General features: G+C 65.9%; 15 protein-coding genes. 6 read left to right on the top strand and 9 right to left on the bottom strand.

Translation table 11 applies throughout. The features are described from left to right. Positions 1-65 precede the first annotated feature (65 nt). Positions 66-776, top strand: coding sequence for a ribonuclease activity regulator RraA (locus DWF00_RS15490; RefSeq protein WP_114829469.1), 711 nt, complete (start codon positions 66-68; stop codon positions 774-776). A 224-nt stretch (positions 777-1,000) separates the two neighbouring features. On the opposite strand, the gene DWF00_RS15495 is transcribed toward DWF00_RS15490, so the two are convergent. Both DWF00_RS15495 and DWF00_RS15500 read right to left on the bottom strand, forming a co-directional pair. After that, positions 1,001-2,152 (bottom strand): mandelate racemase/muconate lactonizing enzyme family protein, encoded by a 1,152-nt coding sequence (locus DWF00_RS15495; RefSeq protein ID WP_114829468.1) that lies wholly within the window; start codon positions 2,150-2,152, stop codon positions 1,001-1,003. Then, positions 2,149-2,805: a GntR family transcriptional regulator gene (locus DWF00_RS15500; protein ID WP_114829467.1), complete on the bottom strand. Its 657-nt coding sequence runs from the start codon at positions 2,803-2,805 to the stop codon at positions 2,149-2,151. The genes DWF00_RS15495 and DWF00_RS15500 overlap by 4 nt, the downstream gene beginning before the upstream one ends. Before the next feature lie 78 nt (positions 2,806-2,883). Here DWF00_RS15500 and DWF00_RS15505 point away from each other — a divergent pair, with 78 nt between their 5' ends. The 4 genes from DWF00_RS15505 (at position 2,884) to DWF00_RS15520 (ending at position 7,997) form a co-directional block, all read left to right on the top strand. Beyond that, positions 2,884-3,870, top strand: coding sequence for a Bug family tripartite tricarboxylate transporter substrate binding protein (locus DWF00_RS15505; RefSeq protein ID WP_181832651.1), 987 nt, complete (start codon positions 2,884-2,886; stop codon positions 3,868-3,870). A gap of 118 nt (positions 3,871-3,988) precedes the next feature. After that, entirely contained in the window at positions 3,989-5,329 is a 1,341-nt protein-coding gene (locus DWF00_RS15510) for a nucleotide sugar dehydrogenase (RefSeq protein WP_114829465.1), read from the top strand. A 552-nt stretch (positions 5,330-5,881) separates the two neighbouring features. Next, entirely contained in the window at positions 5,882-6,676 is a 795-nt protein-coding gene (locus DWF00_RS15515) for a glycosyltransferase family protein (RefSeq protein WP_181832650.1), read from the top strand. A 379-nt stretch (positions 6,677-7,055) separates the two neighbouring features. Continuing rightward, positions 7,056-7,997, top strand: a complete 942-nt coding sequence (locus DWF00_RS15520; RefSeq protein ID WP_114829463.1) for a rhamnan synthesis F family protein — start codon at positions 7,056-7,058, stop codon at positions 7,995-7,997. Here the strand turns inward: DWF00_RS15520 and rfbC are convergent. From rfbC to cysD, 6 genes are all read right to left on the bottom strand, one after another. Then, positions 7,985-8,548, bottom strand: a complete 564-nt coding sequence (rfbC, locus tag DWF00_RS15525) for a dTDP-4-dehydrorhamnose 3,5-epimerase (RefSeq protein WP_114829462.1) — start codon at positions 8,546-8,548, stop codon at positions 7,985-7,987. The two genes, DWF00_RS15520 and rfbC, sit on opposite strands and share 13 nt — an antisense overlap. Before the next feature lie 16 nt (positions 8,549-8,564). Beyond that, a complete protein-coding gene (gene rfbA, locus DWF00_RS15530; RefSeq protein WP_114829461.1) occupies positions 8,565-9,446 on the bottom strand; it encodes a glucose-1-phosphate thymidylyltransferase RfbA in 882 nt (293 codons plus the stop codon). Next, positions 9,443-10,348 carry a dTDP-4-dehydrorhamnose reductase gene (gene rfbD / locus DWF00_RS15535; protein WP_114829460.1) on the bottom strand — a complete coding sequence of 302 codons (906 nt, stop codon included), beginning with the start codon at positions 10,346-10,348 and terminating at the stop codon, positions 9,443-9,445. Before rfbD ends, rfbA begins: the two co-directional genes overlap by 4 nt. Before the next feature lie 4 nt (positions 10,349-10,352). After that, positions 10,353-11,417, bottom strand: a complete 1,065-nt coding sequence (rfbB, locus tag DWF00_RS15540) for a dTDP-glucose 4,6-dehydratase (RefSeq protein WP_114829459.1) — start codon at positions 11,415-11,417, stop codon at positions 10,353-10,355. A 355-nt stretch (positions 11,418-11,772) separates the two neighbouring features. Beyond that, a complete protein-coding gene (cysC, locus tag DWF00_RS15545) occupies positions 11,773-13,638 on the bottom strand; it encodes an adenylyl-sulfate kinase (RefSeq protein ID WP_114829458.1) in 1,866 nt (621 codons plus the stop codon). Further along, on the bottom strand, positions 13,638-14,621 hold the full coding sequence (gene cysD / locus DWF00_RS15550; RefSeq protein WP_281270157.1) for a sulfate adenylyltransferase subunit CysD: 984 nt from the start codon (positions 14,619-14,621) through the stop codon (positions 13,638-13,640). The genes cysC and cysD overlap by 1 nt, the downstream gene beginning before the upstream one ends. A 164-nt stretch (positions 14,622-14,785) precedes the next feature. On the opposite strand from cysD, the gene DWF00_RS15555 reads away from it, so the two are divergent. Beyond that, the gene (locus DWF00_RS15555; protein WP_181832649.1) at positions 14,786-16,015 is read left to right on the top strand and encodes a DUF2793 domain-containing protein; all 1,230 of its coding nucleotides are present in this window, start codon (positions 14,786-14,788) and stop codon (positions 16,013-16,015) included. 16 nt (positions 16,016-16,031) lie between these two features. On the opposite strand, the gene DWF00_RS15560 is transcribed toward DWF00_RS15555, so the two are convergent. Continuing rightward, positions 16,032-16,619: an acyltransferase gene (locus DWF00_RS15560; protein WP_181832648.1), complete on the bottom strand. Its 588-nt coding sequence runs from the start codon at positions 16,617-16,619 to the stop codon at positions 16,032-16,034. Positions 16,620-16,624 lie beyond the last annotated feature (5 nt).

Raw genomic sequence — 16,624 nt, forward strand, 5'->3', positions numbered from 1 at the left:
GATTGCTTCGCTACGCTCGCAATGACGGTATCTGTTTCCCGCCCCAACCGCCGAGACGTTGAACCATGATCCTTACCCCTGAGAACCGCGAAAAGTTGAAGCGCGTCTCGACCGCCACGCTGACCACCGCCCTGTTCAAGCGCGGCTTCCGCAACGCCTTCATCCAGGATGTCAGGCCGGTGGGCGCCAATGCGCCGCGCATGGTCGGGGAGGCCTATACGTTGCGCTACATCCCGGCCCGCGAGGATCTCGATCATCTCGGCGTGTTCGCCGATGTCGAGCACCCGCAGCGCAAGGGGGTCGAGGCCTGCCCGCCCGGCCATGTCATGGTGATCGACAGCCGCAAGGACCCGCGCGCGGCCTCGGCCGGCGCGATCCTGGTGACGCGCCTGATGCAACGCGGCGTCGCCGGCATCGTGACCGACGGCGGTTTTCGCGATTCGCCCGATATCGGGGCGCTGCCGTTCCCGTCCTATCACACCCGCCCGAGCGCCCCGACCAACCTGATCAGGCATCACGCGGCCGATCTCAACGTGCCGATCGCCTGCGGCGACGTCGCGGTCTATCCCGGCGACATCGTCGTCGGCGATGGCGAGGGCGTCTGCGTCCTCCCGGCCCATGTCGCCAACGAGGTGGCCGAGGAAGCCTACGAGCAGACGGCCTATGAGGATTATGTCGAGGAGCGCGTGCGCGCCGGCGACTCGATCTTCGGGCTCTACCCCGCCAACGAGGCGACCAAGGCAGCCTTCGCCGCCTGGCGGCCGAGCTGGAAGTGAGGTCGTAGGCCAGCGAGACTGACTCCAGCCCTCATCCTGAGTGTCTGACTGGACATTCGAGCCCTCACCCTGAGGAGCCGCTTTAGCGGCGTCTCGAAGAGTGAACCAGTGGGCTTCCGAACCTCCTGGAGCATCCTTCGAGACGCGCTTCGCGCTCCTCAGGATGAGGGCTCAGGGAGCTATGAGTCAGACTCTCAGGATGAGGGCTGAGGGTCTGACAGGCTCTACGCCGCCGGGGCGAAGACCGGGATCGTCAGATCGACGCAGAGCAGCGGCGCGAGGCAGGCCTCATCGAGCGCGATGCCGAGCCCGCTTCCGCCTGGGACGGCCGAACTGCCACCGTCGACGCCCGGCAAGGCGGGCGAGGCGAGCTCCCAGAACAGCGGCGTCTCGTCGAGCTGCATCTCCAGCATGGTGAAGCCGGGCAGCGCCGCGCAGGCCTGCAGGCTGGCGGCGTGGCAGACCGGGCCGGTCGGGTTATGCGGCGAGACCTCGACGCCCTGCCTCTGCAGTTCTTCGGCGGTGCGCAGCATCTCCGCGACGCCGCCGACATATTTCATGTCCGGCATCATCACGTCATAGGCGCCGGCCCGGGCGAAGGCGAGGAAGGCCTCGGCGCCGACGAACTCCTCCAGCCCGGCGAGGCGTGTGCCGCGCGCGTTCAGGCGCGAGCGCAGGGCGCGCAGGACCGGCATGGTCTCGGTATTCTCGATGATCGGGCATTCCAGCCAATGCAGGTCGAAGGGCGCGACGGCCTCGATCAGTTCGCTCGCCATCGCATCGTCGAAGCGCCAGTGGCAATCGACCATCAGGCGCCGCCCCGGGCCGATCGCGGCGCGCGTCGCGGCGATGCGGGCGAGGCCGGCCTGCATCGCGGCCGCTCCTTCGCCAGCGGCGCAGCGCTCGCGCGTGACCTCGTCGAAGGGCGCGATCTTGAAGGCCGCGAAGCCGCGCGCCACGGCATGGGCGGCGCTGGCGGCAAAACCCTCCGGCGAGCGGTCGGCGGTGCGGCGGTTGATATTGGCGTAGAGCGGGATCGTGGCGGCGGGATCGCCGCCGAGCATTGCCGCCAGGCTCGTGCCGGCGCGCCGGGCGGCGGCGTCATGGCAGGCGACGTCGAAGGCGGTGCGCAAGGCGGCGATGGGCTGTGCCAGGCCGGCGAGCGGCTCGTCGCCAAAGCCCCGTTCTATCCAGCGCGGCAGGTTCTGCGTGGCGGCGTCGATCAGCCCGCGCTCGCGGCCGTTCAGGCTGGCCTCGCCGATGCCCTCGACGCCGGAGGCGAAGCCGACGCGCAGGAAGGCCCAGATCGTCTTGGGGCTGATGCGGGCGAGCTGCAGCCGGACGCGGCGGATCGGGTCAGCGCGGGTGATCGTCATGGAACGGCTTCCGGGGCGAGGGCCATTTGCGCCAGCAGGTCCTGCCGCGTCTTGGTGACATGGGCTGCGGTCAGCACGCCGCTCGCCTCGGCGTCGCGGTCGCGCAGGGCGCGGATGATGTGGTCATGGTCGCTGGCGACGCCGCCCAGCCGCTCCGGCCGGTAGCCGAAGCGCGACCAGAGCGCGGCCAGCAGCAGCCAGTGCCGGTCGAGCACGGAGAGCGCCTCGTGATTGCCGGGGATCTCGTAGATGCGGCGGTGAAAGCGCTGGTTGGTCTGGACCGCTTCGCGGAAGTGGCCCTGCTCGGCCAGCCCGAGACGCTCTTGTTCGAGAGCCTCGATCTCGGCGAGGTCGCGCTCGGTGACCGCGGTCGCTGCTTCGCGCGCCAGCGTCACCTCCAGGGCGATGCGCATGCTGAAGAGATGGCCGACATGGCGTCGGTCGATGCTGACGACGCGGGCGCCCTTGTTGGCCTCCGCGACGACGAGCCCCTCGCCCGCCAGACTCCGCAGCGCCTCGCGGATCGGCATGTGGCTGGCGCCGTAGCGGCCGGCGAGTTCGTCGATGCGCAGCCTCGAGCCGAAGGCGAGCACGCCGGAGACGATCTCGTCCCGAATCTGGTCCTTGATGGCGTCAGCGCGGATTTGGCCCATTTGATTTGATCAAAAATCTGGTATGTTTGCCCGTGTCAATGAAAAATATTCTCGTATTTGATCATATTGGAGAAGAACGTGCTTGTATGGGACTGGGGACGCCGTGTGCTCGGCGCGGCGGCGGCGGTTTTCGCGCTGGCCGGGGCTGCGCGGGCTGAAGGATGGCCGGAGCGGCCGGTCACGATCATCGTGCCGAGCCCGGCGGGCGACGGCTCCGACATCGCGGCGCGGCTGATCGGCGAGAAACTGCGGATCGCGCTCGGGCAGGGCTTCGTCGTCGAGAACCGGCCGGGCGCCGGCGGCGTCATCGGCTCCCTGGCGACGGCGAGGTCGGCGCCGGACGGCTACACCTTCATCATGGCCAATGCCGGCTCGCACGGCATCAATCCGGCGACCTATGTCAACATTCCCTATGACGCCCAGGCGGATTTCACGCCGATCTCGCTGATCTACCGCGCGCCCAACATCTTCATCGCGAGCCCGAAGCTGCCGGTCTCCAGCATGAAGGAGCTGGTGGCCTATGCGAAGGCGAACCCTGGCAAGCTCAGCTTCGCCTCGGGCGGCGCCGGCTCGTCGGCACACATGAGCACCGAATACCTCAAGGTGCTGACCGGCATCGAGGCGACGCATGTGCCCTATCGTGGCGCCAGCCCGGCGCTGAACGACATCGTCTCAGGCCAGGTCGAGTTCATGGCGGTGAACCTGCCGCCGGCGATCGGGCTAGTGAAGGGCGGGCAAGTCAAGCCGCTCGCCGTCACCACGCTGAAGCGGGCTCCGGCCTTGCCGGACCTGCCGACCGTCGATGAATCCGGCGTCAAGGGCTTCGAGACCGTGGCCTGGTTCGGCCTGCTCGGGCCGAAGGGCCTGCCGCAGCCGATCGTCGACAAGCTCCATGCCGAGATCGCGAAGGCCTGCGCCGACAAGGAGGTGCAGGAGAAGCTCGCGGTGCTCGGCGGTGAGACGGTCTGCAACAGCCCGGCGGAGTTCCGCAGCTTCCTGGCCGCCGATATCGCGCGCTGGAAGGACGTGGCTGCGAAGGCCTCGATCAAGATCGAAGCTCAGTAGCAGCGTTTCCCCCGGCCGAGACGGCGCCGCGGCGCGTGTTGACGGGGGCGGGCTTCTCTGGAAGAAGCGACGCTCCCGGAAAGGCGGACCTTTGTCGCCATCAGCTCAGGGTGGCCTCGTGACATCGGAAGCCGCGCGAAACTTCATCGATCGCGTCCGCGACCGCTCCGTCGTCATCGGCATCATCGGCCTGGGCTATGTCGGCATTCCGCTGGCGCTCGCGGCGCTGCGCCAGGGCATCAGGGTCATCGGCTTCGATGTCAATCAGGCGCGCATCGACGAGCTCAATGCCGGTCGCGGCGCATTCAAGCACATCCCGGCGGAGGAGATCGCCGCGGGCGTGCAATCGGGCCAGTTCGTCGCGACCGGCGATTTCAGCCGGCTCGGCGAGCCCGACGCGCTGCTGATCGCGGTGCCGACGCCGCTGACCAAGCAGCGCGAGCCCAACCTCTCCTATGTGGTCAAGACCAGCGAGGCGATCGCAAGCTGCCTGCGCAAGGGCCAGCTCGTCGTGCTGGAATCGACGACCTATCCCGGCACGACCAACGAGGTGATGCGGCCGATCCTCGAGCAAGCGAGCGGCCTGACCAGTGGCCAGGACTTCTTCCTGGCCTTCTCGCCGGAGCGCGAGGACCCTGGAAACGAGCATTTCGGCACCTCGACGATCCCGAAGGTCGTCGGCGGCGACGGGGCGGACGCGCTCGCCATGGCCGATGCGCTCTATGCGGCCATCGTGGTCAAGACCGTGCCGGTCTCATCGACCGCGACGGCGGAGGCGGTGAAGCTGACCGAGAACATCTTCCGCGCCGTCAACATCGCCCTCGTGAATGAGCTCAAGACCGTCTACGCCGCGATGGGCATCGACGTCTGGGAGGTGATCGACGCCGCCAAGACGAAGCCCTTCGGCTTCATGCCGTTCTATCCCGGGCCTGGCCTCGGGGGGCACTGCATCCCGATCGACCCGTTCTACCTGACCTGGAAGGCGCGGGAATACGACATCACCACGCGCTTCATCGAGCTCGCAGGGCAGATCAATTCCGGCATGCCCTATCTCGTGGTGAACCGGCTGGCTGAGCTGCTCGACACCCAGCTGCGCAAGAGCATGAGCGCCTCGCGCATCCTCGTCATCGGGCTCGCCTACAAGAAGAACATCGAGGACATGCGCGAGAGCCCCTCGCTCAAGCTGATCGAACTGATCGAGCAGCGCGGGGCGCAGGCGGCCTATCACGACCCGCATATCCCGGTGGTGACGCCGACCCGGAGCTACCCCTGGCTCACCGGCCGCGCGAGCGTGCCGCTGACGAGAGAGCAGCTGGCCGAGTTCGACGCCGTGCTGATCGCCACCGATCATGACGGCGTCGACTACGCCCTGCTGGCGGAGGCCTCGAAACTGGTCGTCGATACGCGCAACGCGTGTGCCCGTCACGGCTTGCACGGCGCGAATATCTTCAAGGCATGATATAAGGATGCCTGAAGGCGCCGGCACGGCACGGGAATCCATGCCGCCGGGGCGGCGATCGCACCAAAGCGGGCCGGCAGATTTCGCGTTGTGACGTATCGTCAACTTGCGAATCCGGGGATAGGTTCAGGGGGTATTGGCCTATCCGACAGGGGAGGTGCGAGACGCTGGCGAGTTTACCTGATCAAGGCTACTCATCTCAGGATCGTGGGAGTTAAACTTGATGGTCCACCGCGATCTCATGCGCCATCGCTTTGTTACTTGTAGGGGCGTTCAGGCCAAGCTATTCAAAATCCAAATGATCCGTTGGCATGATCATGCTCCAGCGAGCCGGCGGTGCGGGGGTACGAGCTTTTCCATGCCGTACCTGCGGAGCTCGGCAGGATATTGCTCCTGCACAGGTACTGGAACAGGCCGGCTATCTCGATGCTAAGTGAGCAGTCATCCGGTTTGACTACCAGGCCTCCGCCAGTCGCTGTCGTTCTCTATAAGCCCGATGCCGCGCTGCTCGATCGTCTGCTCGTGCCCCTGACCGGCGATGGGCACAGGCTGATGATCTTCGTCAACGGGCCGATCGACGAGGCTTCCGAAAGGCTGATCGCAACGTTCGAGAATGCGCTGATCATCCGCTCCGCCGAGAACCAGGGGCTGGGTTTCGGGCTCAACCGCCTCGTCGAGGCGGCTAGGGACGAGGGCGCCAGCCAGATTCTGTTGATGGACCAGGATAGCACGCCCCAACCCGGCCTTGCCGCCAGGCTCGCCGGTGTTCTGGCCAGCCGCCAGGCGCAAGGGCGCAGGCTGGCCGTGGTCGGCCCGCGGCTCGTTCCTCCGCATGGCGAGAACTACCGGCGCCTGCGCTACGCATGGCGGGACAAGGCCGAAGGCACCGTCTATTTTACGCCGACCTCCGGCTCGTTGGTCCCGATTGCCGCCTGGAACGAGATCGGACCTTTTCGAGCGGAGTATTTCATCGACGGGATCGACGTCGAATGGGGATTGCGGGCCTTCGGCAAAGGCTACGATTCGCTTGTGGCTTCGGAGATCACGCTCGACCATCGCTGGGGCGAGCCGACTGCGGCATGCGAAGCCCGCACGCCGCAGATTTTGCGGTATCCCCGGCTGAGGTGCTTTTTCTATATCCGCAACAGCGCGGCGATGCTGAGGCTTCCATACGTTGCGCCGGTGTGGAAGCTCAAAGTGAGCGGGCGCCTTGCGATGCAGATTGGCCTGCTGTTGTTCTCGCGCCGGTTCGGCTGGGAAACCCGGCAGCTTGTGTGGCGCGCTCTGCGCGATGGTTGGCACAATCGATTAGGGGCGGCGCCGGCCGAAATTGCGGCGAGCAGCTAGAGTTCGCCCTCGCATTCTTCGTTATTGGCTTCCATGATCTTCTCGGTCGATTTCGCCGCCGCGGCAAATGCAAAGGGGAACCCTGGCTCGGCATGACGTTCTCCCGCGCGCTGGACCGTTGTTTGTCGCTTATTCCGAAGCCTCAGGCGGATTGGTTTTGGTCGCAGCAATGGAGGCCCGCTCGCGACCGGTGATCCGGGTTGATTGCTCGTGCATGACGGGGCTTGGCGCCAAGGCTGGGTTGGCTGGCGAAATTTGACGAGTGCGCGCGACGATAGGCAGGTGGCTTACGAATGGGCTGCGAATATGGCACGACGGGTGATGAGATACGGCGTTCGTTTCCCGACCGGCTTCCTGGCTTAGCGATTCATCGGCACCCATGTCATCGGCCAAGCGCTTCGGCGTCTTCTCGACCACATTCGCGCGGCACGTCGCGAAGAAGCTCGCCACGCTGACCATCGGCGGCGTGTTCGTCAGCGATGGCGCGCAAAGGCTCAGGCGCAAGCTGGCGCGCGAAGCTGCCGCGGTGAAGGGCGTCGGGCCGATCGCCATCGTCGCCCATGCCTATTATCCGGAGCTGCTGACGGAGATCCTGAAGCAGCGTGCGCTGCTTTCCGGCGCTGTTCCGCTTCATGTCACGGTTCCGCACGACAAGCGGGAGCAGGCCGAGGCCATCGTCGCCGGGAGCGACCATGTGCACCTCCATTCCGTGCCCAATCGCGGGCGCGACGTCGCCCCTTTCCTGAGCCTGCTCAATGCGGGTGAATTGGACCGCTACGACATCGTCCTCAAGGTGCACACCAAGCGCAGCCCGCATTTGCTCGACGGCAACATCAGGCGAAAGCTGCTATTCGCCCTGCTGTTCGGCGAGAGCAACGCCAACCGGCGGGTCATGAACCTGTTCGCCGATCCCACCGTCGGCGTCGTCGGTTGGGGCGGCTGCTATCACAAGAACCCGGCCTATTGGACGGACAATAAGGCGCGCGCGCTCGATCTGGCGGATCGGATGGGAGCAGGGGACGTCGCCCGGCTCGGCTTCTTCGAAGGCACGATGTTCTGGGTCCGGCCGGCGGCACTGGAGCCGCTCAGGCGCCTGGGCCTTGCCGTGGAGGATTTCGAGGCCGAGCAAGGCCAGACGGATGGAACGCTGCATCACGCCCTGGAGCGCTGCTTCACCATTGCGGCATGGTCGGCCGGCTATGACGTCCTCGACCTGGGCGGACGGGTCCTCGACGCCGGGCGGCCAGGTGGCCCGGCATCGTCCGGTGCGATCAGGTCGCAGCCGGCGCGCAGCGCCGGAGCGGTCGGTCAGCCGCGATAGGTGAACTCGGAGCCGATCTCGCGCAGGAGCGGCGCGGTGCGGTCCTTGTCCGACAGGCGGGCGTCCTCGGCGGAAATCGGCCAGGCCACGCCGATATCGGGATCGTCCCAGCGCACGCCGGCATCGTGGTCGCGGCTATAGTAGTCGGTGACCTTGTAGATCACCTCGACATCCTCGACGAGCGTGCAGAAGCCGTGCAGGAAGCCGGTCGGAACCCAGAGCTGGCGCCAGTTCTCGGCGGAGAGCTCGACGGCGACATGCCGGCCATAGGTCGGCGATCCCACGCGGATATCGACGGCGACATCGAGGATCGCGCCCTTCGTCACGCGGATCAGTTTGCCCTGCGCCCTCGGCTCTTTCTGGTAGTGCAGGCCGCGGATCGTGCCGCGGGCGGCCGAGGCGGAGTGGTTGTCCTGGACGAAGCGCACTGGCCCGGCCGCCTCCTCGAAGCGGTCGGCCCGGAATGCCTCGGAAAAGAAGCCGCGGGCATCGCCGATTCGCGTCGGCTCGATCAGCAGGGGGCCCTCGATGGGCAGCGTCTCGATCTTCATGGCCGATCTCTCACCCTTACCGGTGCCAGTGCTGCTCGACGAGGAGCCGCTCCAGATATTGCCCATAGGGGCTCTTGCCCAGCTCGAGCGCCAGTGCCTTCAACTGGGTATCGTCGATGAAGCCGTTCTGCCAGGCGATTTCCTCCGGGCAGCAGATGCGCATGCCCTGGCGCTTCTCGATGGTGCGCACGAAGTTGGCGGCGTCGGTCAGCGAATCCGGCGTGCCGGTGTCGAGCCAGGCATAGCCGCGGCCCATGCGCTGCACATGCAGGTCGCCGCGTTCCAGATAGGCGCGGTTGACGTCGGTGATCTCGTACTCGCCACGCGCCGAAGGCTTGACCGCCTTGGCGATCGAGACGACATCGGAATCGTAGAAGTAAAGCCCGGTCACCGCCCAGTTGGATTTCGGGTTGGCGGGCTTCTCCTCGATCGACAGCGCCCTGCCGTCCTTGTCGAACTCGACGACGCCGTAACGCTCCGGATCCGGCACGTGATAGGCGAAGACGGTCGCGCCGCTGCTGCGGTTCGAGGCGCTCTCGGCGAGATCAGACAGGCCGGCGCCGTAGAAGATGTTGTCGCCGAGCACGAGCGCAGCCGGGTTTCCGGCAACGAAATCCTCGCCGATGACGAAGGCCTGCGCCAGCCCGTTCGGAACGGCCTGCTCGGCATAGGAGAACTCGACGCCCCAGCGCTTGCCGTCGCCGAGCAGGCGGCGGAACAGCGGCAGGTCGTGCGGGGTCGAGATGATCAGGATCTCGCGGATGCCGGCGAGCATCAGCACCGAGAGCGGATAGTAGATCATCGGCTTGTCATAGACCGGCACGAGCTGCTTCGAGACGGCGAGCGTGATCGGGTGCAGGCGGGTGCCGCTGCCGCCGGCGAGGATGATGCCCTTCATGTCCGCGTAGCCTTCGTTTCCTTGATGATCTCGTCCATGCAGCGCCCGAGCGCATCGCGCCAATCGGGCATCGCCAGGCCGTAAACCTGCTTGAGCTTGTCGCCGGACAGCCGCGAATTGGCCGGTCGGCTGGCCGGCGTCGGGTAATCGGCCGTGGTGATGGGCCTGACGCGGGCATGCGGCAAGCCGCGTCCGGCGGCCTGGGCGAAAATCTCCTCGGCGAAGCCGGCCCAACTGGTCTCGCCCGCGCCTGCCAAGTGGAAGACGCCGCGCATTGCAGCCTCCTGCGGCTTGTCGCGCAGGCGCTGGGCGACGCCGAGCACGATATCGGCGATATCGGGCGCATAGCTCGGGCAGCCCTGCTGGTCGGCGACGACCGAGAGTTCGTCGCGGGTCTCGGCCAGCCGCAGCATGGTGCGCAGGAAATTCTTGCCGTGCGCGGCATAGACCCAGGCGGTGCGCAGGATGACGTGATCCGGGTTCGCGGCTGCCACGGTCTCTTCGCCGGCGAGCTTGCTGCGGCCATAGGCACTGATCGGCCCGACCGGATCGTCTTCCAGATAGGGCGCTGTCTTGGTGCCGTCGAAGACGTAGTCGGTGGAGATCTGGATGATCGCCGCGCCCGCCGCGCGAGCGGCCGCGGCGACTGCGCCGGCGCCGGCGCCGTTCACCGCCATGGCCAGCTCAGGCTCGCTCTCGGCCTGGTCGACGGCGGTGTAGGCGGCTGCGTTGACGACGATATCGGGCGCGAGCGCGCGGATGGCGGCAGAGGCGGCCCGAGCATCGGCGAGATCGAGTTCGGGCCGGCCGATCGCGACGAGCGCAATTCCGGGGATGGCTGCCGCGCGAGCGCGCAGCGCCGTGACGACCTGGCCGTTCGTGCCGGTGACGACGATCTTCATCGTGTCAGCCAGCCTGCTTCAGCAAGCCGAGCCGTTCGCCCGCATAGACCTTGTCGCGTAGCGGGCGCCACCACCATTCGTTGTCGAGATACCAGCTCACCGTCTTCTCGATGCCGGTCTCGAAGGTCTCCTCGGCCCGCCAGCCGAGCTCGGTCTCGAGCTTGGTCGCGTCGATCGCATAGCGCTGATCGTGGCCGGGGCGGTCGGTGACGTAGGTGATCAGCTCCTCGTGCGGCTTGGCGCCTGGGCGCAGCCGGTCGAGGATGCGGCAGATGGTCTGGACCACGTCGATGTTGCGGCGCTCGTTGCGGCCGCCGACATTGTACTTCTCGCCGACGCGGCCTTCCGTGGCGATGACGTCGAGCGCTCGCGCGTGATCCTCGACGAAGAGCCAGTCGCGGATGTTGTCGCCCTTGCCGTAGACCGGCAGCGGCTTGCCGTGGAGCGCGTTCAGGATGACGAGCGGGATCAGCTTTTCGGGGAAATGGTAGGGGCCGTAATTGTTCGAGCAGTTCGAGATCAGGCCCGGGAAGCCATAGGTCCGCGTCCAGGCGGTGACGAGGTGGTCCGAGGCCGCCTTTGAGGCGGAATAGGGCGAGCTCGGATCATAGGCCGTGGCCTCGGTGAACAAGCCGTTCTCGCCGAGCGAGCCGTAGACCTCGTCGGTGGAGACGTGCAGGAAACGGAAGGCGTCGCGCCGCTCGCCCGGCAGCTTGTCCCAATAGCCGCGGGCGGCCTGCAGCATGCTGAACGTGCCGACGATGTTGGTCTCGATGAAAGCGCCGGCGCCGACGATCGACCGGTCCACGTGGCTCTCTGCGGCGAGATGGACGATCTGGTCGGGCTGGAAGTGCTGAATCTGCGCCGAGACGCTGTCGCCGTCGCAAATATCGACCTGCGCGAACTGATAGCGGGGCGAGTTCCCGATATCGCGCAGCGAGGCGGGATTGCCGGCATAGGTCAGCTTGTCGAGGTTGAGGACGTCATGACCGGCGCCGACGAGGTGCCGGCACAAAGCCGAGCCGATGAACCCGCATCCGCCTGTAACCATTATCCGCCGCAACGCCATACCCCTTTTAATCATTGCAAGCCCTGACCTCGCACGCGGTGCCCGATGTCCGGGCGGCGACGTGTTCGGTCAGTCTGAAGTGAAGGTTATCGTAAGGACCATACCGTGTGAAAGAATCGCTGCCCTTCAATGAGGAAAGGGCCCCGGCTGACGTGCCGCGTTACAGGACGCAGGTTTTCAAGGCAAGGGATGCTTGCCCAAAGGCAGATGTTCCATAGTCGAACATGGCGACCAGTTCTCCGCGATTTACTCCCATTGTCAGATGACAATTTGCTTACACTCGCAGCGACGGCCTGAACTGCTTCCGGCAAAGGCCGGGCAAGCCCTGGCCCTTTCAATTCAAGTTCCGGCCCTTTCAAATCTCGAGTCCGCGCTTGCGCAGCGCCGAAACCAGCATCTCTGCGGCCTGTTCGGGCGTCTGCTGGTCGGTATGCAGGTGCAGGTCCGGATTCAGCGGCTGCTCATAAGCCGCTCCCATGCCGGTGAAGCGCGGCATGCCGCCTTGCCGGGCGCGGGCGTAGAAGCCCTTCGGGTCGCGCTGCTGGCAGACCTCCAGAGGGGCATCGACGAAGACCTCGAGGAACCTGTCGGGCCCGATCACCTCGCGAGCCTCCTGCCGCTGTTCGCGGAACGGCGAGATCAGCGAGACGATGACGACGAGGCCGGCATCGGCCATCAGCGCGGCGACATGCGCGACGCGCCGCATGTTCTCGACGCGGTCGGCATCGGAGAAGCCGAGATCGGCGTTCAGGCCGGAGCGGAGGTTGTCGCCGTCGAGCACGGTCGCGTGGCGCCCGAGCGCGTGCAGGCGCCGGTCCAGCAGATCGGCGACCGTGCTCTTGCCGGCCCCGGACAGCCCGGTGAGCCACACCACCGCCGGACGCTGCCCCATGCGCTTGGAGCGATCCTCCGGGGTGACCTGCATCGCCTGCCACGGCGTGTCGCCGCTGCGCTTCTCGACCGAGAGGACGATGCCGGCCGCGACCGTCTGCGATGTCATGCGATCGACCAGGATGAAGCTGCCCAGCGCATGCGAGCCGCTGAAGGGCAGGGCCGGCAGCGGCTTCGCCAGGGTAAGTCGGCCCACCGCGATATCATTGGTCCCGATCTCCTCGTCGGTCGAGGCGATCGTCAGGTCCTGGAGGTCGAGCCGGCCCTCGATGCGCGAAACGGTCGCGTTCGTCTCGCCCTTGCCGAGCTGGAAGGAATAACTGGCGCCGGGTCTGAGCGGCTCGTTCCCCAGCCAGACGAAGCGCACCCGCAGCTGCGTCGCCTGGGCGATCTCGCCGTCGCCGGATACCAGGACGGCGCCCCGGCCGAGATCCCGCTCGGGAACCAGTTCCACGGCGACGGCCTCTCTGGCACCAGCGCGTTCGACGGCTTCGCCCGCAGACCAGAGGCGGGCGATCGTGACGTCGAGCCTGGCCTCCGTCTGCATCGCCTGGCCGACGGCAATCTCGCCGGCTGCGATCTCGCCGAAGGAGACCCGTCCGCCATGCGGCAGCCGGCCGGTGAGGGCGACCGGCAGGATCGCCGTGCCGCTGCTCGAAGCGGGCGGCTCGAAGGTTTCGAGCACGTCGAGCAGGGTTGGCCCCTCGTACCAGTCGAGGGCGGCACTGTGCTTGACGACATTGTCGCCGCTGCGGGCCGAGAGCGGAATCGCTGCGACGACCTTCAGCCCGAGGCTCGCCGCGAAGGCCTTCAGTTCGCCGGCGATCTCGTCGAAGGGCTCGCGGCGCCAGTCGACCAGGTCCATCTTGTTGATCGCCAGGACGACATGGCGCACGCCGAACAGAGCGGCGATCGCCATGTGGCGGCGCGTCTGCACCCTGACGCCGTCGGCGGCGGAGACGAGCACGTTGGCGAGCTGCGTCTGCGAAGCCGCCGCCGCCTGGTTGCGGGTATACTGCTCGTGGCCCGGAGCATCGGCGATCAGGAAGGCGCGCTTGGCGGTGGTGAAGTAGCGATAGGCGACGTCGATGGTGATGCCCTGCTCGCGCTCCGCCTTGAGGCCGTCGACCAGATAGGAGAAATCGAGCGTGCCGCCGCTCGCCCGCTCGGCTTCGAGGAGATGATCCTCGAAGACCGCGCCGGATTCGTAGAGCAGGCGGCCGATCAGCGTGCTCTTGCCGTCATCGACCGAGCCGCAGGTCATGATGCGAAGCCGCGGCAGCCGCAGCGGTTCGGGCAGCGTTTGCGCTGCGTGCGTTGCGTTCGCCATCAGAAATACCCCTCGCGCTTCTTGTCCTCCATCGACGAGCCGACATGGTCGATGATGCGACCAACGCGTTCGGAGGTCTTGGTTGCGAGGAGTTCCAGGATGATGTCCTCGACGCTGGTGGCGGGCGCTTCGATCGCGGCGGACAGGGGATAGCAGCCAAGCGTGCGAAAGCGCACCAGTGCGGTCTCGACCTGCTCGCCGGGGAGCAGCTGGAAGCGCTCGTCGTCGACGACGATGAACTGGCCGTTGCGGCGGACGACGGGGCGCTCCTTGGCGAAGTAGAGCGGCACGACGGGAAGCGCCTGCGCGAGGATGTAGCGCCAGATGTCGAGCTCGGTCCAGTTGGACAGCGGGAAGCAGCGCATGGTCGCGCCGGGCTGCAGCCGCGTGTTGTAGAGGCCGAAGAATTCCGGGCGCTGGCTGCGCGGATCCCAGACATGGCCGGGCTCGCGCAGCGAGAACACGCGCTCCTTGGCGCGCGAGCGCTCCTCGTCGCGCCGCGCCCCACCGATCGCGACATCGAAGCCATGCGCATCGATCGCCTGGCGCAGCGGCACCGTCTTCATCGCGAACGTATAGGTCGAGGCGTCGAAATCGAAGGGGTTGATGCCCTCGGCCAGCGCCTTGTCGTTGGTGGCGGTGAGTAGCTCGACCCCGTCGCGCGCGACCAGCTCGTCGCGGAACGCGATCATGTCCTTGAACTTATAGGTCGTGTCGACATGCAGCATCGGCATCGGCAATTTCGTCGGAGCGAACGCCTTCTTGGCGAGATGGTAGAGGACCGAGGAATCCTTGCCGATCGAGTAGAGCAGGACCGGCCGGGCAAAGCAGGCGCGGGCTTCACGAAGGATCGCGATCGCTTCGGCCTCGAGCGCGCGGAGGTGGGAATCCATTGCCATCTTTCTGCTGGAAACGCTGTTGCCGGCTAGGCGGCGCTGTTGCGCGGATGTCTCTGCGGCGGCGAAGGCGAAGTCAAGCGCCAGCCGGCCGGCGTCCGCAAGAACGAGCGGTTTGGCGCGAGCTTCCCGACCGCCCCCGAGACGGGTCAAGGCGGCAATCCTGCAAGCTCGGCCGAATGGTAATAGGAATATAATCTTGACATTCCCGTCTGTTTATGCCACGCATCGAGGCCTGCACAGGAGGTCTCATGGCCCATACGTCCCGTCTCGAACTGCCTTTGCTGGCCGCATCGCAGGCCCAGAAACACGTCACTCACAACGAGGCGCTGCTGGCGCTCGATGCGCTCACGCATCTTGCGGTGACCGATCGTCGCGCCACGCCGCCAGCCGCACCAGTCGAGGGCAGCCGCCATCTCGTGGAAGCAGGTGCAAGCGGCGCCTTCGCGGGGCAGGCCGGCAAGATCGCCGTCTTCGAGGATAATGGCTGGCGATTCCTCACGCCGCGCCAGGGATGGCTGGCCTGGGTGGCGCAGGATCAGGCGCCGCTGGTCCATGACGGCTCGGGCTGGACGGAGCTGAAAGTTCGCTCCTCCGATCGGCTCGGCATCGGCGCGACGGCTGACGCGACGAACCGGCTGGCGGTGGCGAGCCCGGCGGCGCTGTTCACCCATGCGGGGAGCGACAGCCGCGTCACCATCAACAAGGCCGCGGCCGGCAATACGGCGAGCCTGCTGTTCCAGACCGGCTATTCCGGGCGCGCGGAGATCGGCCTTGCGGGAAGCGACAATGTCTCGGTGAAGGTGAGCAGCGACGGCGCCACCTGGCGCCAGCCGCTGACTGTGAAACGCGACACCGGCTTCGTCGGTATCGGCACGCCGGATCCCGGCGCGCCCCTGACCGTCGACAGCAGCACCAATTCGCTGCCGGCAGGCAATGGCAGCCTGCTGATCCAGGGCGACGCCAACAAGGAGCGGCTCGATATCCGCAGCGCCGGCGTGGCGCCTGGCGCAGGCATCCAAGGCTTCGGTGCGCGCGGCACGCTCGCGTCGCCGCAGGCGCCGCTCAGCGGCGACCGGTTGATGGCGCTGCTTGGCTCAGGTTGGGACGGTACCCAGTTCGTCATTCCGCTTCCCGCCCAGATCGACATGGTGGCTGACGGCGACTGGTCCTCTTCAGCCAATGGCACCGCGGTTATCATCCGTACCACGCCGCCCGGACAGACAGTGGCTGCACGTGCGGATCGGATGAAAATTACGGGAGACGGCCGGGTCGGCGTGGGGACCGCGACGCCTCAGGCGCTTCTCGATGTCGCCGGCACTATGCGGGTGGGGCAGTACGGCAAGGCAGCTTTGCCCAGTGCGTCGGGAGTTGGCGCGGGCGGCCTCGTTTACGTTTCCGACGAAGTTGGCGGCGGCGTACTCGCCTTCTCCGATGGGGTCGCATGGAGGCGGGTCACAGATCGAGCTATCGTGAGTTGACGCGAATGGGCGGGAATTACTGATCTGGATAGTCGCCAAAAAACTCCTTCTGGAGCTCAAGAGGCCTCTTTTTTCTTTCCTTGATTCGCTTGGCAGGCGTTCCTGCGTAAATGCTCCACGGAGCTAAGGATTTGTTAACGAGAGAAAGCGCGCCGACGGTTGCACCGGTGTCGATTGTCACGCCGGGCAGAACGACCGTTCCGGCGCCGACGACCACATGCTGACCAATGACGATTTGACCGGACGTTACTTTCCGTAGCTCCGGACGGATAAGTGGTCCAGTCATCGCTTCGCCTGAGAAGTCATCTGTGGATGATACCAAGCGTACTCCTTGGGAGACTCCAGCAAAATTCTTGATTCTTGCTCCTCCTGAGCCCAGAATCGAGACGCCTGCCGCTATGTGAACGTAATCCTCAATGTATATTTCTCCAGATGCAGATAAAATGCAGAAGGCATCTATTCTTACATTGCTCCCTAGAAAAATCTTATCCGAATTCGCTATAATGCATGTTTTGTGAATTTTTACGTTATTCCCGATTTGTGCCCAATTAAAATTTGATATTTCACCATCGCTTAGGTATTCGGCATTATAGAATGTTTGCATTGCGC

It is taken from the genome of Allobosea caraganae, assembly GCF_003351345.1.
GTDB lineage: Bacteria > Pseudomonadota > Alphaproteobacteria > Rhizobiales > Beijerinckiaceae > Allobosea > Allobosea caraganae.